This is a genomic window from Zhenhengia sp., assembly GCF_046966505.1.
GTDB lineage: Bacteria > Bacillota > Clostridia > Lachnospirales > Cellulosilyticaceae > Zhenhengia > Zhenhengia yiwuensis.
The window spans coordinates 22,728-45,712 of the sequence record NZ_JBKVCH010000009.1 but is presented as its reverse complement, the minus strand read 5'-3'; the positions used below and the strand labels follow the sequence as shown (position 1 = coordinate 45,712).

General features: G+C 34.3%; 21 protein-coding genes and 2 tRNA genes. 3 read left to right on the top strand and 20 right to left on the bottom strand.

Features of this window, described 5'->3' with window-relative positions:
• The first annotated feature begins 54 nt into the window (after positions 1-54).
• Positions 55-1,605 (top strand): nitrite/sulfite reductase, encoded by a 1,551-nt coding sequence (locus ACLTBU_RS10940; protein ID WP_412218904.1) that lies wholly within the window; start codon positions 55-57, stop codon positions 1,603-1,605.
• Between the two features lie 176 nt (positions 1,606-1,781).
• Here the strand turns inward: ACLTBU_RS10940 and ACLTBU_RS10935 are convergent.
• From ACLTBU_RS10935 to purR, 20 genes are all read right to left on the bottom strand, one after another.
• Positions 1,782-1,854: transfer RNA gene (locus ACLTBU_RS10935), tRNA-Val, on the bottom strand.
• Positions 1,855-1,858: 4 nt separating this feature from the next.
• Positions 1,859-1,932: transfer RNA gene (locus ACLTBU_RS10930), tRNA-Met, on the bottom strand.
• Between the two features lie 141 nt (positions 1,933-2,073).
• Positions 2,074-3,504 carry an MATE family efflux transporter gene (locus ACLTBU_RS10925; RefSeq protein WP_177670289.1) on the bottom strand — a complete coding sequence of 477 codons (1,431 nt, stop codon included), beginning with the start codon at positions 3,502-3,504 and terminating at the stop codon, positions 2,074-2,076.
• Between the two features lie 67 nt (positions 3,505-3,571).
• Positions 3,572-4,444, bottom strand: coding sequence for a patatin family protein (locus ACLTBU_RS10920; protein WP_412218902.1), 873 nt, complete (start codon positions 4,442-4,444; stop codon positions 3,572-3,574).
• Positions 4,445-4,835: 391 nt separating this feature from the next.
• Positions 4,836-5,111 (bottom strand): FtsB family cell division protein, encoded by a 276-nt coding sequence (locus ACLTBU_RS10915; protein ID WP_177670293.1) that lies wholly within the window; start codon positions 5,109-5,111, stop codon positions 4,836-4,838.
• Between the two features lie 60 nt (positions 5,112-5,171).
• On the bottom strand, positions 5,172-5,690 hold the full coding sequence (gene yabQ / locus ACLTBU_RS10910) for a spore cortex biosynthesis protein YabQ (protein ID WP_177670295.1): 519 nt from the start codon (positions 5,688-5,690) through the stop codon (positions 5,172-5,174).
• A 12-nt stretch (positions 5,691-5,702) separates the two neighbouring features.
• Complete coding sequence (yabP, locus tag ACLTBU_RS10905; protein ID WP_177670297.1) at positions 5,703-5,981, bottom strand: sporulation protein YabP; 279 nt, start codon at positions 5,979-5,981, stop codon at positions 5,703-5,705.
• Positions 5,982-6,046: 65 nt separating this feature from the next.
• Positions 6,047-6,286, bottom strand: a complete 240-nt coding sequence (locus tag ACLTBU_RS10900) for an RNA-binding S4 domain-containing protein (protein WP_177670299.1) — start codon at positions 6,284-6,286, stop codon at positions 6,047-6,049.
• A 69-nt stretch (positions 6,287-6,355) separates the two neighbouring features.
• Complete coding sequence (locus ACLTBU_RS10895) at positions 6,356-6,631, bottom strand: HU family DNA-binding protein (protein WP_177670301.1); 276 nt, start codon at positions 6,629-6,631, stop codon at positions 6,356-6,358.
• A 51-nt stretch (positions 6,632-6,682) separates the two neighbouring features.
• Positions 6,683-7,480 carry a nucleoside triphosphate pyrophosphohydrolase gene (gene mazG, locus ACLTBU_RS10890; protein ID WP_249331534.1) on the bottom strand — a complete coding sequence of 266 codons (798 nt, stop codon included), beginning with the start codon at positions 7,478-7,480 and terminating at the stop codon, positions 6,683-6,685.
• A 74-nt stretch (positions 7,481-7,554) separates the two neighbouring features.
• Positions 7,555-8,106 (bottom strand): stage V sporulation protein T, encoded by a 552-nt coding sequence (gene spoVT, locus ACLTBU_RS10885; RefSeq protein ID WP_177670305.1) that lies wholly within the window; start codon positions 8,104-8,106, stop codon positions 7,555-7,557.
• Between the two features lie 171 nt (positions 8,107-8,277).
• Complete coding sequence (locus tag ACLTBU_RS10880) at positions 8,278-9,345, bottom strand: peptidylprolyl isomerase (RefSeq protein ID WP_177670307.1); 1,068 nt, start codon at positions 9,343-9,345, stop codon at positions 8,278-8,280.
• A 74-nt stretch (positions 9,346-9,419) separates the two neighbouring features.
• The gene (gene mfd / locus ACLTBU_RS10875) at positions 9,420-12,974 is read right to left on the bottom strand and encodes a transcription-repair coupling factor (RefSeq protein ID WP_412218901.1); all 3,555 of its coding nucleotides are present in this window, start codon (positions 12,972-12,974) and stop codon (positions 9,420-9,422) included.
• Positions 12,955-13,527 (bottom strand): aminoacyl-tRNA hydrolase, encoded by a 573-nt coding sequence (pth, locus tag ACLTBU_RS10870; protein ID WP_177670310.1) that lies wholly within the window; start codon positions 13,525-13,527, stop codon positions 12,955-12,957. Before pth ends, mfd begins: the two co-directional genes overlap by 20 nt.
• Before the next feature lie 115 nt (positions 13,528-13,642).
• Positions 13,643-14,599 carry a ribose-phosphate diphosphokinase gene (locus ACLTBU_RS10865; protein WP_177670312.1) on the bottom strand — a complete coding sequence of 319 codons (957 nt, stop codon included), beginning with the start codon at positions 14,597-14,599 and terminating at the stop codon, positions 13,643-13,645.
• 114 nt (positions 14,600-14,713) lie between these two features.
• Positions 14,714-16,078: a bifunctional UDP-N-acetylglucosamine diphosphorylase/glucosamine-1-phosphate N-acetyltransferase GlmU gene (gene glmU, locus ACLTBU_RS10860; RefSeq protein ID WP_330597573.1), complete on the bottom strand. Its 1,365-nt coding sequence runs from the start codon at positions 16,076-16,078 to the stop codon at positions 14,714-14,716.
• Positions 16,079-16,200: 122 nt separating this feature from the next.
• Positions 16,201-16,506 (bottom strand): septation regulator SpoVG, encoded by a 306-nt coding sequence (gene spoVG / locus ACLTBU_RS10855; RefSeq protein ID WP_177670316.1) that lies wholly within the window; start codon positions 16,504-16,506, stop codon positions 16,201-16,203.
• A gap of 175 nt (positions 16,507-16,681) precedes the next feature.
• A complete protein-coding gene (glgD, locus tag ACLTBU_RS10850) occupies positions 16,682-17,791 on the bottom strand; it encodes a glucose-1-phosphate adenylyltransferase subunit GlgD (protein WP_177670318.1) in 1,110 nt (369 codons plus the stop codon).
• Between the two features lie 12 nt (positions 17,792-17,803).
• The gene (locus ACLTBU_RS10845) at positions 17,804-19,066 is read right to left on the bottom strand and encodes a glucose-1-phosphate adenylyltransferase (protein WP_177670319.1); all 1,263 of its coding nucleotides are present in this window, start codon (positions 19,064-19,066) and stop codon (positions 17,804-17,806) included.
• A 275-nt stretch (positions 19,067-19,341) separates the two neighbouring features.
• On the bottom strand, positions 19,342-20,154 hold the full coding sequence (gene purR / locus ACLTBU_RS10840) for a pur operon repressor (protein WP_177670322.1): 813 nt from the start codon (positions 20,152-20,154) through the stop codon (positions 19,342-19,344).
• Positions 20,155-20,350: 196 nt separating this feature from the next.
• Here purR and murC point away from each other — a divergent pair, with 196 nt between their 5' ends.
• Both murC and ACLTBU_RS10830 read left to right on the top strand, forming a co-directional pair.
• On the top strand, positions 20,351-21,733 hold the full coding sequence (gene murC, locus ACLTBU_RS10835; protein WP_249331528.1) for a UDP-N-acetylmuramate--L-alanine ligase: 1,383 nt from the start codon (positions 20,351-20,353) through the stop codon (positions 21,731-21,733).
• Positions 21,734-21,917: 184 nt separating this feature from the next.
• Positions 21,918-22,985 carry a DnaD domain protein gene (locus tag ACLTBU_RS10830; protein ID WP_177670326.1) on the top strand — a complete coding sequence of 356 codons (1,068 nt, stop codon included), beginning with the start codon at positions 21,918-21,920 and terminating at the stop codon, positions 22,983-22,985.

The window sequence follows — 22,985 nt, the reverse complement described above, 5'->3', positions numbered from 1 at the left end:
CCTTTATTTAGATGTGGAAAACTAAGAAAAACTTTAACCATTACAGGTGATATTATGAATAAACTTAACGAAATCCTACTTGAAGAACTCCCTGACCTAAAAAAACACAGCGAAGCTTTTCTTAATAAAGAACTTTCAAAACTAAACTTTAAACGTTACTCTGGAGCTTTTGGTGTATACGCTACGCGTAGTCAGAAAAGTTTTATTCTCCGTTTTCGACTCCCCGGAGGTGTTATCTCTAAAGAAGAACTTCAGTTCATCTATGATATGGCTCTTAAATATAATTTAGGCGGTATCCATCTTACAACAAGGCAATGTATTCAATTACACAATCTTTCCTTAGATGCTATCCTAGACATTATAGAACAAGGCATTTTAAAAGGTCTCTACACTCGAGGAAGTGGTGGAAATTATCCTAGAAATGTATCTATGTCTCCACTCACCGGTGTAACCCCTGGAGAAGCTTTTGATGTTCTTCCTTTTGCTATAGCAGCTAATGTTTATCTTCTAAAATCTATTTATGCTTATCATTTACCTAGAAAATTCAAAGTAGCTTTTTCTAATACCCCAACTGCAGATGCTCATTCTACAATACAGGATTTAGGCTTTATTGCTATGTCCTATGATCATAACCCCTTCTTTAAGGTCTATGCAGGCGGTGGCTTAGGCAAGGATCCTGAACCCTCTCTTGTTATCCCTATTTCACTTCCTCCCTCAGATGTACTCTATGCTATAGAAGCTATGCTAAATTTATTTATAAAGGAAGGAAATTACGAGGATCACAATAAAGCGCGTGTCAGATACATCGTCAACAAACTAGGCAAAGCTCAATTTATTGCTAGTTTTTTAGATGAGCTTGAAATAGCTAAACAAAGCAAAGAGCTTTCCCTCCCTTTTACACCTAGCTTCGAAGTCTATGAAGATTGGTCTACTACCCTCATACATCCTCGTATTTTTAAGCAAAAGCAGATAAATCTATATAGCATGTATTTTCAACCTCTAGGTGGCCAGCTTACATTGAAGCTCCTCAAGCAACTCCTTCAATACTTAGACTATCTGCCTAAAGTACGCTTAAGGCTTACTATGACCGAAGGTTTTTATATGATTAATTTAGATGAGGCAACAGCCCTTAAACTACTTGAGCTTACAGACGGCCTAGGTGGTGAAACTAAACTTACTCAAAGTGTAAGTTGTATTGGTGTTCCCACTTGCCAAATGGGTATACTAAATAGCCAAGAACTTCTAGATAACATTATCTCCTACTTCAATCATAAAAAGTATAAAAAAGATATATTACCCCGTGTATATATTTCTGGGTGCCCTAACTCCTGTGGGGTACACCAAATAGGTAGCATCGGCTTTGCGGGCAAGAAAAAACGTATCGAGAATGTTATCACCGACTGTTATACGCTGTATATAGGCGGTTCTTTCCATGCCGATCATGTAAGACTTGGTATACCTTTAGGAGATATACCTTCACCACTTATTCCAGAATTTCTTTATAAGCTAGCTCTGCAACTAGAATCACTTAATATAAATTTTGATACTTGGTTCGAGACCGATCAAGATTCTCTTACAGCTTTTATACAGCCTTATCTGGTATAAAGTTTAAAATAGGCTAGAACACACCCAATAAAGTTGCCATCATAGGAATATCTACCCATGGTATCAAAATACCCAAGGCTATCGTATAGCTGTATTTTCTCAAAAATCTATGCCTTCTACACCCCTTAACAAAATAAAAAAGCACCGCAAAATGCGGTGCTTTTTTAAATTAAAAATGGTCGCTATAGGGCTCGAACCTATGACCCCCTGCTTGTAAGGCAGGTGCTCTCCCAGCTGAGCTAAGCGACCAAAGTAGCGGAAGACGGATTCGAACCGCCGACACCATGGGTATGAACCATGTGCTCTAGCCAACTGAGCTATTCCGCCATATTCATTTCTTTAAGGCCCGTGCCTCAAGTACTTCTGTAGTATATACTATTACTTGTCATAATGCAAGTACTTTTTTTATTTTTTTTGTTATAACTAGAAGTTTTTTATCACTTCTAGTTATAACATGAGAAAATTAGATTAATCCATAACCTTTTTATCATTAAAAGTCTTTTTATAGAAGATGCCAAAACAAATAAATGTTGTAATAGATGCTAAAATATCTGCTACTGGCTCAGCAGTAAATACACCCGCTAATTTATTTTCCATTAGTAATGGTAAGATAAAGATAAGCGGAATTAATAGAATAACCTTTCTTAATAAAGCTAAGAATAAAGAAATTTTTGCCTGACCTAACGCTAAAAACGTCTGTTGACATGAATTTTGTATACCCATCATAAACATCCCAGCAAAGAAGATCCTAATCCCCCAACTTGTCATACTCATAACTTCTGGATTTTTATTAAAAATGCTTACAAATACTCCTGGTACCGTCATAAGCAAAATCCACATTATACCTGTATAAGCAAAGCTACTCATCAAGAAGAGTTTGAAAGCTTTCTTAACTCTATCCATTTGTTTAGCACCATAGTTATAACTAATAATAGGTTGCGCTCCTTGTGCAAGTCCCATAAGTGGTAACACAATGATTTGCATGATACTACTCATAATGGTCATAGAACCAATGGCTAAATCACCAATTCCTACCCCTATTGCATCCCCATATATAAGTAATTGTTTATTAAGACTGATTAAAACAAGACTTTCTGTCGCCTGCATAATAAATGGTGATACACCTAAAGTCGTAATTTTAAAGGCTATAGAAGCACTTGGCTTTAAGTATTCTTTCTTTATTTTAATTGTTGTCTTACTACCTAGAATCTCATTTATTACTTTGTTGTTAAATTTCTTCTCTTTACCAAAGAAGAAGTAAATAACCCATATTGCAGAAACAGCTTGTGCCATAATTGTTGCAAGAGCTGCCCCACGCACACCCATATCAAATCCAAAAATAAAGATAGGGTCCAATACGATATTAATAAATGCCCCCACCATGACTGTACACATACCTACTTTTGCAAAACCTTGTGTATTGATAAATGGATTCATACCAAGTGCAATTTGTACAGCAAGTGTTCCTAATAAGTAAATACCTAAATATTGAGTTGCATAAGTAATCGTGTCATTACTTGCTCCAAATGCCCATAAAATAGGCTCTTTGAAGATAAATAGAGCACACATAAGTACTGTTCCAAGGATAAGAAGCAATGAAAAACTATTACTTAATATCTTTTGTGCGCCCTCTTTATCCTTCTCTCCCATCTTAATAGCTGCAAGAGGTGCTCCACCCATACCTATAAGTGCACTAAACGCTGAAATAATCATAATAATTGGGAAAGCTACTCCAATACCCGCCATAGCTGCCTTTGCATCTGGAAGTCTACCAATATATATTCTATCTACAATATTGTAAAGAACATTCACAAGTTGAGCAATAATGGCCGGAAGTGCTAACTTAACAAGTAACTTACCTACACTATCTTTTCCTAAATCTGTAGTTTGTTGACTCACTTTATCATCTCCTTTTACATTACTAAATCATACCATACTACAATATTGTGATGAAGATATAAATACACTATTTGCTAACTACTACATTATCGCAATCACTACAGAAACTTTTTATCTGTCCATAGAGCCTTGCTGCATCTTCATATCCATTATTATAAAGTTCTCTAAGTTTTTCTACATCCTTTTCAAATCTTCCTATTGTAATAGGCTTAGAGGGACGAATAACCAAAGCTTCTCCAGAAGCTTCCCACTCACTTAATGTCTTTAACGTATTGTTATACATATGATGCCTATTTTGGATCGTCTCAATAAGCTTTGGATAACCCTTGTATTGTCTACTGTATAACCATTTAAAAGGTTCTGGCTTTTTCACATATCCTTCATTGCGTGTTACCACAACGATTTGTTTCGTATTTCCTCTCTCTTTCGAAAATTGAATAGGTATAGAATCAGCAGTTCCCCCATCTAGATACTTCTTTCCTTCAATCTCCACAATAGGTGCAAACATAGGAATAGAACTTGATGCCCTCAAATAACGATTTACTAAACTTTTATGACCACCATCTAGGTATTCTGGTTCCCCTGTCTCACAGTTAGTTACCACAATAGTTAAATGCATATTAGAATTATAGTAAGTTTCATAATCAAAAGGTACTAACTTATTAGGAATTTCTTCAAAGAGAAAATCCATTCCAAATATACTACCTCTCTTAATCATTCCTTCAAAGCTTAAATAACGTTTATCCCCAACATAATCTGTATTCACTTTAAAGTTTCTCCCTCTTTGTCTTGAGATATAAGACACAGCATTACAAGCACCTGCTGAAACACCTATAATATCCTGAAAAAGCAGACCTTTATCTAGGAAAAAATCTAATACGCCCCCTGTATAAAGCCCTCTCATACCTCCACCTTCTAATACTAGACCGACCTTGTTCATCTCTATCATCTCTTTCCCTTCAAAACTTCTTTCTTTGATTCTATTCTCATGTTCCTTCTTTTGTCTAGCATCTTTTGTAATTTTATTAATGTTATTTTTAAATAATAATGTAAATTTGAATTTTTTGTTGTATTATAAGGAACAAATGAGGATTCATCACGATAAGATTCAAATCACTATTACTCTGTTCATTTATATTCTTATCTTACCATTCCCAATGTGAAATTCTCTTTTAGCGGTTACCACGCGAAAAAGCAGATACTTATAAGGCTCGTCCTGGTACAAGTGAACACCAAAGTGGACTTGCTATGAAACTTTGCATGTACGCCTAAACATCAAAACACGTCTTTAACAGGTATACTAAATCCTATCAAGACGTGTTTTTTATGCTTTATTTCTCTTTAAATACAATATCATCTTTTTTAACCATTCCAAGTTTATCTCTTGCTACACGTTCTATATACTCCAATGATTCCATGTGGTCACGTTCATCTTCTAGTCCTTGAAGTTCTGCTTTATCTTTTTCTAACTCTTTCTGTGCTTCTATAATCTGTTCATCTACACTATCTATGACTTTATTAAGTTCTATTGTTTTAAATCCAAAATAGATTAGTATACCTATGCTGGCAACAAGTGTTATACGCCATACTATTTTTTTGTTCATCATATGTACCCCACCTAATTAATCATATAACCTAATTTTAATATGTTTGGATAAAGTTGTAAATCACTTTGTTTTACTATACTTTAATTGTGAACGCACATCTGACTTTTGATAATAGATTTTACGACTTAGTTTCTTAGTTTGTCTTCTGCGATATGTATTAAGACGCAACAGCAATCTTTGGAATGCCTTTAATGGAATCTTAATTAAATGGATTATCCACTTAATTGGGATTCCTAAAATATGTAAGATGTAATCTATAATTTGCTTCATCAAGTCAATAAGCCAGGTTGCAAACTTCATAAAAATAATACTAAATGTACAAAGGTAGAATACTCCACCTAAAAGCATGCCGAGGAACACGAAAAACCTAATTTTACCGTAATTATGCATATAGAGGATAGCAAAGCCTATGAGTGCGCCGCTAACCCAATACAATGTATCCTCTACTTGGATAAGCCAATTGGGATGGGGAATGATCTTTCTGAAAATCCTAATCAGATCATAGAACATCCCCATAATAATGCCTATCTCTATACAAGTTAGAAATAGAAGGGTTTGACTATTAACTACTTGATTCATTCTACGCCTCTTTTATTTGAATAAACGAGCTATTAATGAACCCTTTTTGCTCGCTCCACTTTGATCTTGATAAGCTAGTCCTGTTACACGGCCTTCTACAATTAATTCCCCACTATCCAAATTCATTTTTACGATGTGCAAATCGTCTCCCTCAATGTCTAAGTATCCATCTACAGTCTCAAGCTCTATTACCTTCTCATCAAAAGCAAAGACATCTGTTACACCTGTCATATTAAGCCTAGCACGATCTATGAGATTTACTGCATGTTTCTTGGATATCTTCTCATCCATACAAAAATCCACCCCTTTATAATAAGTTCTTACTACTTATTTATATTGAGGTGGATAGATTTTTATTACAACATGCGATATAGGCTTTCTGTATCTTCTTTTTTTACATGCTCTTTAATATCGAGAACTTCATATTTTAAAAGTTTCTCACCAAATTGAATTTGGATAACGTCTCCTACTTTCACATTGTTAGAGGCTTTTACTACTTTATTATTAATACTTACACGCCCTTGGTCACAAGCTTCCTGTGCTATAGTACGTCTTTTAATAATTCTTGTAAGTTTTAAATATTTATCAATACGCATAAGAAATTCCTTTCTTGTATAGATAAAAAGAATCTACACAACGTGTAGATTCTCTCATCTATCAATAAATTATTGATTTACAGCATCTTTTAAAGCTTTACCAGCTTTAAATTTAGGAGCTTTACCCCCTGGAATTTGGATTTCTTCGTTTGTTTTTGGATTTCTACCAACACGTGGTTTTCTTTCAGTAACTTCGAATGTACCAAATCCAACTAATTGCACCTTACCATTGTTTGTAAGTTCTTCCATAACTGCATCTTCAAAAGCTTTTAAAGCTTTTTCAGCATCTTTTTTACTAATTTCAGCTTTTGCAGCCATAGCTGCTACTAATTCAGATTTGTTCATAATGAGTTCCTCCTCTATTCATGTACATACATGGATATTATGTATTGAAAATTAGATGTTTGATTCAACTTTTTTAGATTCTTGCCATAGCTGATCCATCTCTTCCAATGTCATTTGCGTTAGTTGTTTTTCCTTAGCAAACGCCGAATTTTCAATATATCTAAATCTATTTATAAACTTTTCCGTAGTGTTTGTCAAGGCAAATTCCGGATTTATTTCTAAAAAATAAGATAAATTAACCACAGAAAACAAAACATCTCCTAATTCAGCATTCATGTTCTGTTTATTACCTGATTTAATCTCTATTTTAAGTTCTTCAAGTTCCTCCAAAACCTTGTCAATAATAGGTTCATAGCTATCCCACATAAATCCTACAGAAGCTGCTTTTTTCTGCACTTTGTAAGCTCTTGTAAGGGCTGGAAGGGTCTTTGTAATACGCATCATAGATTCCGTCTGGCTTTGCTCATTTTTCTCTTTTTTCTTAAGTATCTCCCAAGTTTGGAGAATTTTTGAGGTATCACTTGTCTTTTCTTCATTTCCAAATACATGAGGATGTCTATAAATTAACTTAGATGCAATACCATCCACTACATCTTCCATAGTAAATGTTCCCTGTTCACTTGCAATTTGAGCATGCATAAGTACTTGAAGTAATACATCTCCAAGCTCCTCTTTCATATTCACCATATCTTTATTATTAATAGCATCTATAAGTTCATAACTCTCTTCTAATAAAGATTCTTTCAATGATTCATGCGTCTGCTCTCTATCCCATGCGCATCCTTCTTCACTTCTAAGTTTTGCAATAATCTCTAATAACTCTTGGTATGTATACTTTTTATCTTTCATATTCATCACCTCTTTAAATTTATTGTATCATATAAAATGCCAGCAACTTATACAAAATAGTTACTGGCATTCTTTTATTGGCCCATTTGTCTTCCTAAAAAACCTGACGCTGATTGTGCGAGTTTTTCTTCTACTTCGCCCATATGTGTGCCTTTATTGGTAGATAGGAAAATAACTGCTCCAATAGCATCTCCCTCACAAATAATAGGAGATATAATTTCAGAAAAATAACCTTCTGTACTACCTTCTGATAAAATAGGTACAAACTTAGAGTCCTCTTTTGCTGCATGCAAAAGACTACGCGCTTCAATAGCTCGCTCTAAATTACTACTGATACTCTTATCTAGAAATTCTTTCTTAGAACCTCCTGAAATAGCAATGATTTGGTCTTTATCAGAAATACAAGTAATATGTCCTGTAGCTTGTGCAAGTGCTTCTGCATATTCCTTAGCAAAGGCACTAAGCTCTCCTACCGGCGAATATTTCTTTAAAATCACTTGCCCATCATGATCTGTAAAAATTTCAAGCGGGTCACCTTCTCTAATTCTGAGCGTTCGGCGAATTTCTTTAGGAATAACCACGCGTCCTAAATCATCTATTCTTCTAACGATGCCTGTTGCTTTCAAATAAACAACCTCCTTAATTGTCTGAAGTGGGAATAAATGTTCTTTAATCTTTAGGTATATTATGCTACTTTTTTTTCTATAATATACATTTTCAGTTAGAGTTTCACTTGTATAAAAAAAAGAAAAGAGCTCATATTAACAAGTTACTCTTTTCCTTCTTTCTTATCCATTTTATTCATTTGTAGTAGTATTCGTTTCAGGCATTTCTTCTGCTCTATCACTCTCTCTTATAATAGAGATTGTATCATAGAGCTCAGTTTTTTCTACAGTTGCATTACTAATCATTGTATTAAATTCATTATTTGTAAATTCTCTTCTAGCATCAGCAATGAATTCATCACGCATTACTTCTTCGTTTGCCGGAATATGCTTTTCTGTTTTAATAATATGATATCCATAAGCTGTTTTAACCAGCTCTGGCCACACCTTTCCATCTTCTCCATTAAAAGCTGCATCCTCAAACTCTTTCACCATTTTACCACGTTTAAAGGTGTACTCACCATCCTCTACACCTGTTACTTGATTAAGTGAGCCTTGATCTTCTGAATAAGTTCTTGCTAACTCACTCATATCTTCACCAGCTAAAGCCTTATTTAAAACTTCTGTTGCCAGCTTACGTTTTGCTTCCTGCTCTTCCTTAGGAAGCTCATTAAGATTGTCATCTGTCGTCTTAATGAGTACATGTTTAGCAGTTACTTCTTCATAAGCACTCTTATTTTCATCGATATACTTTTGGATTTCTTCTTCTTGAGGCATATAGTTTTCCCCAAGTTTCTCTTCTACAAGACTTACAATGTCTGTGCTAATAAGAAACTGTTCAATATCTCCTTCATTAAAACCATAAATCTCTATAATCTCTGGATTACTCTTTACAAAGCTCTCAGCATTTTCTTTTGCAGCTCTTTTAGCTTCTTTAGAAATCTTAATTCCTAAATCCTCAGCTTTCTTATTAGCAACGACCGAAAGAATATTAGATTCTAATGCACGTTGTTTAGCTAAATCACCTGTTTTTTGCCCTTCAATTTCCATGTCCCAAATACCTGGACCCGAAATTTGTTCAAAATACTGTTGAGTATACCAAAGATAAATTCTATATAAAGATTCAGGAATTTTTTCTCCATTGATAACAGCAACTACAGCCTTACTTGTTTTTCCATTACCAAAGGCACATCCTGTTATACTTGTCATAAGTACTGCACCTGTTAGAGCTAATGCTAATAATTTTTTTATACCTTTCACTGCCATCTCTCCTTAGCCTGTCGATTTGATTATCTGCATTTATGCTTCAATTTTATCTTTATTATAAAGTAAAATTAAATGCTCTTCAATTTCTTGAACGAATGTAATACATTCTTAATATAATCAATCAGGCCTTTCTTAGGAATATCTGTTGCATCTAATTTAAGCATAACTTCCTTACCACTTACAAACTTAATCTTTCTTCCATAAGTTTGCAGTACCTCAGGGAGACATGTAGGATCAAGTTGCGCATCTTCCTTAAATTTAAAAGTAAGATGCCCTTCTACTTCAGAAACCAAAGTAATATCAATCTGATTAGCTTCCCACTTAACAAGTGCAATATCAATAAGGTTCTGAACACTGTTTGGCAATGTGCCATAGCGATCTTCTAATTCTTCTTGCACATCATAGTAATCCTTATCGCCTTGGATAGATGCAATCTTTTTATAAATATCTAGCCTTTCCACTTCATCTAATATATAGCTAGCTGGAATATACGCATTAACTTTCATCTCAATAGTTGTTTCAAAGCTTTCTTTTACCGATTCACCCTTTTCAAGCGCCACAGCTTCTTGTAACATCTTGCAGTATAAATCATAACCGACAGCTTCCATATGTCCATGTTGCTGGGCCCCAAGAAGATTTCCTGCTCCCCTAATCTCTAGATCTCGCATAGCAATTTTAAAGCCTGCACCTAGTTGCGTAAATTGCTTAATAGCTTGGAGCCTCTTTTCAGCAATTTCTTTAAGCACCTTATCTTTCTGGTACATCAGATAAGCATAGGATGCCTTGTTAGAACGCCCCACACGTCCACGTAATTGATAAAGTTGACTAAGCCCCATGCGGTCTGCATTATTAATAATAATAGTATTTGCATTAGCAATATCAAGGCCTGTCTCAACTATTGTAGTACATACAAGTACATTAATTTCCTTTTCAATAAAGGCCATCATAATATTTTCTAATTCTCTTTCACTCATCTGACCATGAGCAAATCCTACTTTTGCAGCAGGTACCATCTTCTGAATTTGCATAGCCTTTTCTTCAATATCTCTTACTTGGTTATATAAGAAATAAACTTGTCCATCCCTACCAAGTTCCCTGTGTATAGCATCTTTAATAAAGTCTTCACTATACTCTAATACATATGTTTGGACAGGTCTTCGCTCTAACGGAGCTTCTTCTAAAACGCTCATATCACGTACACCAATTAAACTCATATGAAGTGTACGAGGTATTGGTGTTGCCGTAAGTGTAAGTACATCTACTTCTGTACGTATTTGTTTAAGCTTTTCTTTATGCTTAACACCAAAGCGTTGCTCCTCATCTATAATAAGTAAACCTAAATCTCTAAACTGAACGTCCTTAGAAAGTAATCTATGTGTCCCAATAACAATATCTATAGTACCTTTTCTAATACCTTCTAAGGTCTCTTTAATCTGCTTTGGTGTCCTAAATCTAGACAGTACACCCACATTAATAGGATAGTTAGCCATACGCTCTTCAAATCGTTGAAAATGCTGCTGTGCTAAAATAGTAGTAGGCACTAGATAGGCAACTTGCTTATTGTTTTGCACAGCTTTAAAAGCTGCTCTTATGGCAACTTCAGTTTTACCATAACCTACATCACCGCATACCAACCTATCCATAATCTTATTACTTTCCATATCTTTTTTCACATCTTCTATAGCTTCAAGCTGATCCGATGTCTCTTCATATGGAAACATTGCTTCAAATTCTTTCTGCCAAATAGAATCTTCTTCGTAGACAAAACCTCTAGCATTGTATCTCGTACTATAAAGTTTAATCAAGTCTTTAGCAATATCTTGAATAGCACCTTTTACTTTTGCCTTAGATTTCTTCCATTCTGATGCTCCAAGCTTACTAAGTTTAGGGGATTTACTTTCTGCACCTACATACTTCTGTACCATATCCATCTGATTAATATTTACATAAAGTGTAGAATTATTAGCATACTCTATTTTTAAATTATCCCTTGCAATCCCCTCTATAACTATTTGCTCAATGCCTTTAAAAATACCAATACCATGATTCTCATGAACCACATAGTCTCCAGGTGTAAGATCTAAGAAGCTATCTATCTTATTTCCTTTATGTTTCTTCTTGACTTTTACCTTTTTCTTTTCTTTTCCAAATAAGTCTTTATCTGCGATAATATAAAAATCTATGCCTTCATAGACAAACCCCTTACCAAGAGAGCCTTTTGTAATAACAACTTGTCCTTTTTGCAACTCATCCGATAGAGTTTCACTATATGTGGTCAATATACCACGTACCTCAAGCTCTTCCATCAGCCTCATAGCTTTAGCCCTAATACCAGCTAGTATAATAATTTTTTTATTACCTTTTTTCCACTCTTTAATATCCTTCTCAAGTAGATCCAAACTATTATAAAATGTATTATTTTCATACACTGCTATAGAAAGTTGATTATCTGTCTCAAAATCTGTATCTGTCTTTAAGAAATTGTTTAAACTTATAACAGGCCTTTTTTGTATAGTATATACAGCTTCTTCATATTCAAAGATGAACTCTATCTGCCCTGATAGAATATGTCCATAATTTAATCGGTCCATCATACTGCTCCTATACTCTTCATAGAGCCTATCACATTTATCTCTTACTTTAGCAGGTTCATCTACATAAATGATCGTATCAGCAGGAAGATAGTCTAATATAGAGACAGTCTGTAAATTAGTATATGGAACATAAGTCTCAAGCCCCTCTATAGTTAGACCTTCCTGAATTTGCTCTATATGCTCTTTAACCTGCTCTTCAATAGCCTTGGCACTTTCTTTTTTCCCCTCATTTCTAAGTTTGTCTGTTACTACTTTGAGATCCTCTTTAATAGCCGGCAAAGCATTTTGTAAAAGTGTAAGTGGGAAAATAATCTCCTGATTAGGAACAACAAGAATCTGCTTTACCTTTTCTATGGACCTTTGTGTAGAAGGATTAAAAGTACGAATAGAATCAATCTCATCATCCCATAACTCAATACGATAAGGCATAACACTATTAGGAGGATATAAATCTATAATCCCTCCTCTAATAGCAAATTGCCCTATTCCCTCCACTTTGCCTACACGCTCATAGCCAATTTCCATCAAGTAAGTTCCTAACTTCTTAATATCTATTATGCTTCCTTCTTTTAATTCCTTCTGATAGGAAAGCCATGTTTCCTTAGGTGAAAGAGGATTAAGTAACGCTTCTGCAGGTATAATTAAAATAGCTTCCTGCTTATGCAGTAAAGCCTCTATAATTTTCATACGTTCTGCAGTAATATCCATACTGTGTACATCGGCATTATAAAAGAGTATATCTCTAGCAGGATAGAGATATACTTTTGTTTCTTCATATAAATACTGTAAGTCATCATAAAGCTTTCTTGCACTGATTTCATCTGGTGTAATGATGACAGGTGTTTGGCCTATGAGTGCAGATGTACTATAAATAAAATGAGCTTTACAGGCATCTACTGTTCCAACTACTTTTCCCTTATGGGTACTTTGAAACTTATAAAGGAACTCATTAAATCCCTCAATATCTGTTAAGGGATTAATGAGCATCTTACGTTTATAATCCATATGATCACCGTCTTGTCTTACCATTATAGTTATTCATTGCTGTATCCACATCTTTTTTAAGCATTGTTTCTACAGCTTCACAAACGACTTTAAGCCTTGGATCAAGCACTTTCTTATCATCATCTGTAAACTTTCCAAGCACATAGTCACCTAAATCCCAACCATTTGGTTTTTGACCTACCCCAATTTTAATTCTTGGGAAAACTTCTGTACTTAAATGTGCAATGATGCTTTTAATACCGTTGTGTCCACCACTGCTACCATTTTTACGAATACGAATATCTCCTATACCTAAAGAAGTATCATCATACATTATAATTATATCTTCATTTTCCAACTTATACCAACTCTTGCATGCCGCAATAGCCTCTCCACTTAAGTTCATATAAGTCTGAGGTTTCATAAGAACTACCTTTTCTCCTCCGATTGTTCCTTCTCCAACCAAAGCTTTAAATTTACTTCTATTTACACTGATATGATGTATATCAGCAAGTTTATCTAAGGCTTCGAATCCTATATTATGTCTAGTTCCATCATATTGTAGTCCCGGATTACCTAATCCAACGATTAATTTCATATTGTTCCTCCATCTTATGCTTTATGTATAATAAGTTGATTATCTTATTATATATTATACCTTTTTTAAGGCATAACAAAAGGGTTTAGATAAAAATCTAAACCCTTTACAATCATTAATCAAATAATTTAGAAACTGATAAATCTTCATGGATACGTCTAATTGCATCTGCGAAGATTTCTGCTACAGAAATCTCTTTAATTTTTGAGATTCTTTTTTCTTCTGGAAGAGCAATTGTATTAAGTACTACAAGCTCTTCAATAGCTGATTCATTAATTCTTTCTAAAGCTGGGCCAGATAATACACCGTGTGTACAGCATGCATATACAGCTGTTGCCCCTCTTTCTTTTAATGCATTTGCTGCATTACAAATTGTACCTGCTGTATCAATCATATCATCTACTAAGATAACACGTTTTCCAGCTACATCACCGATGATGTTCATAATTTCAGATACATTAGCTTTTGGTCTTCTCTTATCAATGATAGCAATAGGAATATCTAATTTTGTAGCAAATCCTCTAACACGACCTACACTTCCTAAGTCCGGAGAAACTGCAACAACATCATCTGTGTTGCCATCAAGTTTATCTGTGTAGTATTTAGTAAGTAATGGCATACCTACTAAGTGATCTAAAGGAATATTGAAGAATCCTTGAATTTGTGCACAGTGAAGATCCATTGTAAGAACACGGTCTGCACCTGCTGTTTGAAGGATGTCTGCTACAAGTTTTGAGCTGATTGGATCTCTCGCTCTTGTTTTTCTATCTTGTCTTGCATATCCATAGTATGGAATAACTGCTGTAATACGACCAGCTGATGCACGTTTCATAGCATCAATCATAATAAGTAATTCCATAAGATGTTCATTAGCAGGAGTTGAAGTTGGTTGAATAATGAAAACGTCTGTACCACGTACTTTTTCATCAATTTTTACTGAAACCTCTCCATCGCTAAATCTTAACACCTCAGATTTTCCAAGTGTAACACCTAAACACTTAGCAATTTCTTCTGCAAGTTGTGGGTGTGCATTGCAGGTAAACACTTTGATATCAGCATAATTTCTAATCATTTGATTAAGTCCTCCTTAAGAATCTACGTCCACTAAATCGACAACATTATATCATATTGAGGATAAATTGCAACTTATATGAACGTTTTTATACATTTTTAGTAAATATTTCGGCTATTTCTGTCGTTTTTTTGTTACCCATTCAGGCTTAATTTCTTGTCTTGCTCTTGCAATAGCTAAACTATTTTTTGGTACATCTTGTGTAATGGTAGACCCTGCTGCTGTGTAAACATTTTCCTCTATTACAACAGGAGATACCAGGTTTGTATTACAGCCAATAAAAGCATGATCTTTTATTATAGTACGATGTTTCTTCTCTCCATCATAGTTTACAACTACTGTACCACATCCAAAGTTCACATCACAACCTACATCTGCATCACCTATATAGGTTAAATGAGACACTTTTGTTCCTTCTCCAATTGTGGCATTTTTAATCTCTACAAAATCACCAATCTTTACCTTTGCTCCTATATGACTGTTCGGTCTAATATAAGCAAATGGTCCTATATGACATCCTTCATCTATTTGACTATCAATGAGCATACTAGATTCTATAGCAACGCTATTGCCTACTTTACAGTTTCTGATCTTAGTATTATAACCAATAAGGCAGTTTTCTCCGATGGATGTATTTCCCTCTATGATGCAGCCTGGCTCTATAACTGTATCTTGCCCAATTTCAACTTCTGGATCAATATACGTATGATGAGGATCTATTAAAGTAACACCATTATCCATATGTTTTCTATTAATACGTTGTTTCATAATAGCAGTTGCCTGTGCTAGCTGCTCTCTAGAGTTAACACCTAATATATCGTCTGGGTTCATAATAGCAATAGCATCTACATTATAACCCTCATGAAGCAAAATCTCTATAGTATCTGTTAAGTAATACTCTTGTTGTTTATTATTATTTGTAATTTTAGAAAGGGCAGATTTTAAGTGCTTAGCTTCAAAAACATACATCCCACCATTAATCTCTGTAATACGTTTTTCTTCATCTGTTGCATCTTTTTGCTCTACAATTTTTACAAAGTGTTTACTCTCATCTCTTACAATACGGCCATATCCTGTAGGGTCATCCACTAAAGCTGAAAGTACAGTTACAGCATTTTTCTTTTTTCTATGAAAAGCAAGCATCTTCTCTATTGTCTGAGCTGTAATAAGTGGTGTATCTCCATAGAGAACAAGAATTTCTCCGTCATCTCCAATAAAATCCATTGCCTGCATGACAGCATGTCCCGTCCCTAATCTCTCTGCCTGCAATGCATATTTTACAGTATCTCCAAAGGTTTTCATAACCTCTTCTGATTTATGCCCTACTACAAGACATACTTCCTGTGCTCCTGCATATCTAGCTGCCTCAATAGGATAATAAACTAATGGCTTATGAAAAATTTCATGAAGTACTTTAGAAGTACCAGACTTCATGCGAGTTCCTTGACCTGCCGCTAATATAATGGACTTCGTTTTCACCGATTGCACATCCTCTCACAATTTTGCTAATCTTATTTTCTCATTTCTTGTTATTTTACGCAAGTAGAGGCGCTAAAAAAAAGCACCTCTTAGTATTCTATTTCTAAGAGATGCCTTTTATTTTAGTATTCTTCTGAAACGGCTACTTCGTCACTTACAATATCGTCATCTGAAAGAAGTACCATCTCATACTTTTCAAGTACTGTCTTTTGAATACGATCACGTGTTTCAGAGTTAATTGGATGAGCAATATCTCTAAATTCACCATCTAGAGTTTTGCGACTTGGCATTGCAATAAAGCTACCTTTGTCGCCTTCGATTACTTTGATATCATGAACTACGAATTCATTATCAAATGTAACAGAAACTACTGCTTTCATCTTCCCTTCTTTATTTATTTTTCTGACCCTGATATCTGTGATTTCCATTAGCAAACCCTCCTGTTTTTAAAGTCGAGCCAAGGTGTCCCCATCCTTCAGCTAACCTGTGTATTATATTTTAAATTATATAACATTTTTAAACAATAATCAATATTTTTTTAACCTTTATTAATAAAAATGCATAAAAATAGTGTATTATTGTAATTTTTCTATTTTTAATGTGTTATATAATACTTCTCTTAGGATAAACTAGGATATCATTAGGTGTTCCAATGAGCCTTTGCCCATCCGAAACATAAACTTGTTTATCTAAAATAACGTTTTCCAACACAGCACCTCGTCCAATTGTACATCCTTCCATAATAATAGAATTTTTAATAACAGCATTTTCTCCAACAAATACTTTTCTAAAGATTACAGATTCCTCTACCATTCCATTAATAATGTCTCCACCGCTTATAATACTATTAGAAATATTAGAATGATCATTGAATTTTGCTGGTGGCTCATCTTTAGCTTTTGTGTAAATATGTGGTGATGTTTTGAATAATAATGTACGCACTTCAGCGTTTAAGAAATCCATATTGATATTATAAAATGCTTCTATATCTTTAACTGTTTTCCAGTATCCTGTAAACATATATCCATAAATTTTGAGTTTACGCCTATAACGAATAAGAATATCACTTACAATGTTATAACGCGCTTCACTCTCAAGTTCTTCTAATAAATGAATAAGAAGTTCTCTACCTATTACGTAAGTTCCTAGAGATACCGTTGTATGTTGAGGCTCTAGAGGTTTTTCTTCTAGATTGATCAGTCTTGATTCTTCATCTAGTTCTACTACCCCATAATCTCTTACATCAAAACTCCCCATTTCCTTACATACAACTGTAATATCTGCACCTTTTTCTATGTGGTATTTAATGACTTTATTATAGTCCATCTTGGTGACTTGCTCACACGCTGTGATAACAACATAAGGCTCATTACTCTTCTTAAGAAAATCTATATTTTGATAAATAGCATCTGCTGTTCCTCTATAACTAAATGTTTCTGCACTAATCATATGAGGCGTAAACAAAAAGAGCCCCGTCTTTTTACGTCCAAACCCCCACCATTTAGAAGAAGTAATATGGTCTGTTAATGACCTTGTATTATGCTGACATACAACTGCTACCTTTTTAATACCAGAATTACTTAAATTACTTAATGCAAAATCAATAGCTCTATAAGATCCTCCAATAGGAATAGCTGCTACATTACGTTGCATGGTAAGTGCTCCAAGTGCATTTCTTTTTCCACCTGCTAATACAATTCCTACAGCTTTCATAGTATACCTCCCCTATACAATAAGTGAACGTCCGCTTTCAAGCTTACCGTTTTGATAATGTTCTTTTGTAGTATTTCCACTAACTTCACAGTTTTTCCCAATCACTACATTCTCAGGAATATTGGTATATGCCCCTATTGCCGTAATACCATTATGATAAATATGGGATTTAGTTTCATGTGGGGTATTTTCCCCTTGGCCAATATATGTATTTTCTCCTATAATACATTTTTCAGATACAATACCTCTTTCTATAACTGTCCCTCGTTTTACAATAGTATCTTGCATAATGATAGAATTAATGATCATAGCATCTTCCTCAATAATTACCCTTGGCCCAATGACTGAATTATAAACCTTTCCAGATATCTCACATCCCTCTGAAAGTAATGCTTTTTCTACAATAGCTGTATCATTTATAAATTGTGGTGGTTGATGATCTATATTAGTATAAATTTTCCAAAATTCATCATAAAGATTAAACTCAGGCAGTGTATGAGTAAGCTCAATATTAGCTTCCCAATAAGCATCTATTGTTCCAATATCCTTCCAATAATCGTTAAATCGATAAGCAAATACTTCCTTCTCTTCTTCAATAAACATTGGAATAATATGCTTTCCAAAATCACTATCTTCATGCTTCTCATGATCTACAATAAGAGCTTGTCTTAAAGCTGCCCATGAAAAGATATAAATCCCCATAGATGCTAAATTACTTTTTGGAACTAGTGGTTTTTCTTCAAACTCTATAATTTTATCTGTCTCATCTGTATTCATGATTCCAAACTGTTTAGCGTCTTCATAACTTACTTCCATAACAGCGATGGTTGCATCTGCATTATGTTCCTTATGGAAGTCTAACATCTTACTATAATCCATCTTATATACATGATCCCCTGATAAAATAAGTACATATTCTGGATCATAACTATCAATAAATCTAATGTTTTGATAAATAGCATTTGCAGTACCTGAGTACCACTCACCTTGATTTCCCTTTACAAAAGGTGAAAGCATTGTCACCCCTTCATTACTTCTGTCTAAATCCCATGGCGTTCCTATTCCAATATGTTTTGTTAAAATAAGTGGCTCATATTGTGTAAGTACCCCTACTGTGTAAACCCCTGAATTAATACAATTGCTTAGTGGAAAATCAATAATACGATATTTACCACCAAACATAACTGCTGGCTTTGCAATCTCTTTTGTTAAAATCCCCAGACGACTTCCTTGTCCACCTGCAAGTAGCATTGCCATCATTTCCGTTTTTCCCATGCACACCCCTCCATATTCGTTTGTACTTTAATAAAAAATTCCAACTAATTAGATTATAACATTCAAATATAATTTCTTCAAGTTTTTTACATTTTTTGTAGTTTATATTTTTTCTTATATATACAGGAATTTCTATGATTCTTTTAGGTTTTATAAGCTATAAGAATTTTTTTTCAGTCTACCTCGTATACTGTATATGAATATCATGTATTTTATGATGCCTATCAAGAACAATTTATCACATAAAAAAATAACAACTAGATTTAATCTAGTTGTTATTTAAAAGCACTATAGATATGCATTTTTTTATTTGCTTCATCCATATTATCAATCCATACTAAAGTTTTAAAATCATCCACAAGTTTATTATGGGGTTCTTTAGTCGCCATAAGCACACCTACCCCCACCATCTCAGCTTGAAACTCTTGCATTAAATCAATAATACCTTTTGCTGTACCTCCAGCTTTCATAAAGTCATCAATAAATAAAACTTTAGAACCTTTTTTAATAGCTCTTGTAGGTAAACACATTGTTTTAATACGGTTGTTACTTCCAGTAATGTAATTCATGTAAATTACTGTACCATCTGTAAGTTTACTTTGATTTCTTACAACTACCATTGGCTTATTAAGCGCTCTTGCTGTCATAAGCGCAATAGGAATACCTTTTGTTTCCACAGTTACAACATAATCTATTTCTTGACCATTAAATAAACTAGCAAGTGCTGTCCCTATTTTTTTTGAAATTTGGGGAGAATAAAGTAAATCATTCGTATAAATATAACCACTTGGAATTATACGATCTGGATGATCAATAATCTCACATAGTTCATCTGTAAAGTTTTTAATCTGTTCATGATTCATAAGTGGATTATAATATACACCACCTGCTGCACCAGCTACTGTCTCTATTGTTCCTAACTGATAATTACTAAAGATCTCTTTAATTACATCTATATCTTCACTTATTGTAGATTTCGCACAATTAAATACTTCACAAAAATGAGTCAGGGTAAAAATTTGATTTGGGTTATCCGTCAGAATACTTGATATAACCCCTATTCTCTCGTTTTTTTGAACTTTTCTCATTGCCCATAGCTCCTTTATTGTTATCATTAGCTTTATTATACATCATAACCCGAATCTTTCAATGTATAGATTATAAAACATTCGAATATTTTGCTATTATCTTGTAGTTTTACCTAATAATTTAAGTACACGTTATTCACTCCTTATAGTATAATACTGTATAGAAATATTTTATAAAGATTGGAAGGATAATTATATGATAGATTTTAGTGCAATTACAAGCAAACATCATATTCATTTTATTGGAATTGGTGGTATTAGTATGAGCGGACTTGCTGAAATCATGCATGACCGTGGCCATACGGTAACAGGTTCTGATATGAAAACTTCTGCTACAGTCAAGCACCTTGAGTCCCTAGGTATTGAAGTTTTTCCTACTCATAGTAGTTCAAATATTACAAATGGTATTGATTTAGTTGTTTATACAGCAGCTGTCCATGATGATAACCCAGAGCTAATTGCTGCTAGAGCTCACAAGATTCCTACACTAGTACGTGCAGAATTTTTAGGTGCACTTATGAAAACTTATGACTATCCAATTTGCGTTTCTGGAACACATGGCAAAACAACAACAACCTCTATGCTTTCTGAAATTCTTATGGATGCTGGTCTTAATCCTACTATTACTGTAGGAGGTATGCTTAAATCTATTCAAGGTAATATCCGATTAGGTGGTAGCGAATACTTTGTTACTGAGGCTTGTGAGTACTGTGACAGTTTTCTAAACTTCTTTCCTAAGATTGGTGTCATTTTAAATATCGAAGAAGATCATATGGATTACTTTAAAGATATTCATCAAATTCGTGGCTCTTTTACAAATTTCGGCAAGCTTATTCCTTGGGATGGTTTCTTAGCTATCAATGGTCATATTGATCATATAAAAGAACTTACTAATGACATGATTTGTAAGGTAGAAACATTTGGTCTTGATGAAGGCTTTGACTGGTATGCCAAAAATATTCATCTTAACGAGAAAGCATGTGCTTCTTTCGATGTTTATTATAAAGGCCAGCATAAAGGTCACATTAATCTACATGTTCCTGGTATGCATAACGTCCTTAACTGTTTATCTGTATGTGCTGTCTGCCACTTTCTTAAAATAGATATTAATCAAGTTAATTTAGGCCTTACGCTCTTTACAGGCCCTGACCAACGTTTCGAAATTAAAGGTAACATTCATGGTGTTACAATTGTTGATGACTACGCACATCATCCTACTGAAATCGCAGCCACTTTAAAAGTAGCTGAAGATTATCCTCATAATCGCCTTTTTGTTGTCTTCCAACCACATACTTATACACGTACAAAAGCTTTCTTAGATGACTTTGCTAAAGTGCTTTCTTCAGTAGATTGTCTTATTGTAACAGATATTTACGCAGCAAGGGAAAAAAATCCTGGGGATATCCATGCACAAGATATTATCAATAAAATCCACAAAACAGAACAGACAGCTGTGTATATATCAGATTTTGGCGAAATTGCAGATTATTTGTTGGAACATTGTGTACCAGGCGATTTGATTATAACTATGGGTGCTGGTAACGTAAATCAAATCGCTGATATTTTACTAGGAAACTAAGTTATCCACATTATCCACAGGTGCCTGTTCATAAGTCATGTGAATATATTTATTTACTTATTAACAGCTTATCCTCATAATCCCCTTGGAATTAAGGGGATTTTATTTTTTGCCCCATACTATTTTTTATTTTTTGTGCTATAATACTAACACAATAATATTTCGTTTAAAGGAGGCGTACGCTTTGGCATATGTAAAGTTCATCTCAAATACTCCCACATCTTTTTCTGTTCCTTACTGGTTCGCTATGGATTATATGCCACAAGCATTAGGTGGCTACGTTAAAGTTTATCTTTATATGTTAGCAATCTATCAAAATCCAGCCCAAGAAGGTATTCAGCTTGAAGATATTGCAAAAGACCTAGACATGCTCCACTCAGAGCTTATTACTGCTTTAGAATACTGGAATACGACAGGTGTCCTTACATTTAAACTTTTAACAGAAGATGAATTTGAGTTAAGTTTTGCTGAAACAAAGCCTGAAATGGAAACTAAATCTCCCGAAATCCCTATAGCTGCTACTGCTGCACCTAGAACTTTCATTCAACAGACTAGACCTCATTATTCTGCTGATGAATTAAGCCTCTACTGTCAAGAACATGCTTCCATTTCTAACTTATTCACAATCTGTGAAAAATACTTAGGTAGATTACTTTCTGCTACAGATCAGCAAGTACTGTATGGTCTTTACGACTGGCTCAATCTCCCTCTTGATTTAATTGAATACTTAGTAGAATACTGCACTTCTAATAATCACACCCATATACGCTACATAGAGAAGGTTGCATTAGGATGGGTGGATCAAGGTATTACCACTGTAGAAAGTGCGAAAGCCCAAGCGGCTGTTACTAAAAAATATCGTACTATTTTAAAAGCACTGGGAATGACCGGAGAAACGATTACAAAACACCAGCGTAAACTGCTTGATAAATGGCTTACTGATTATGCCTTTGATTTATCGGTTATACTCGAAGCATGTAATCGCACTGTAACTTATTCTTCATCTCCAAGTCTTAACTACTTAGGTTCCATTTTAGACAAGTGGCACGACAAAGGAATTAAAACCGTTGAAGATATCGAACGTTTAGATAAAAATCACACTAAAGAAAAAGAGCAGCAAGCAGGGCCTGTGGCTCCCAAAGCTAAAAGTAAAAATCCACATTTCACGACGACTTATTCTCATAATTGGGATTTAGCAGAACTTGAAAAACGTGAACGTGAATATATAGAGAAGATGTATGGAGGAAACTAG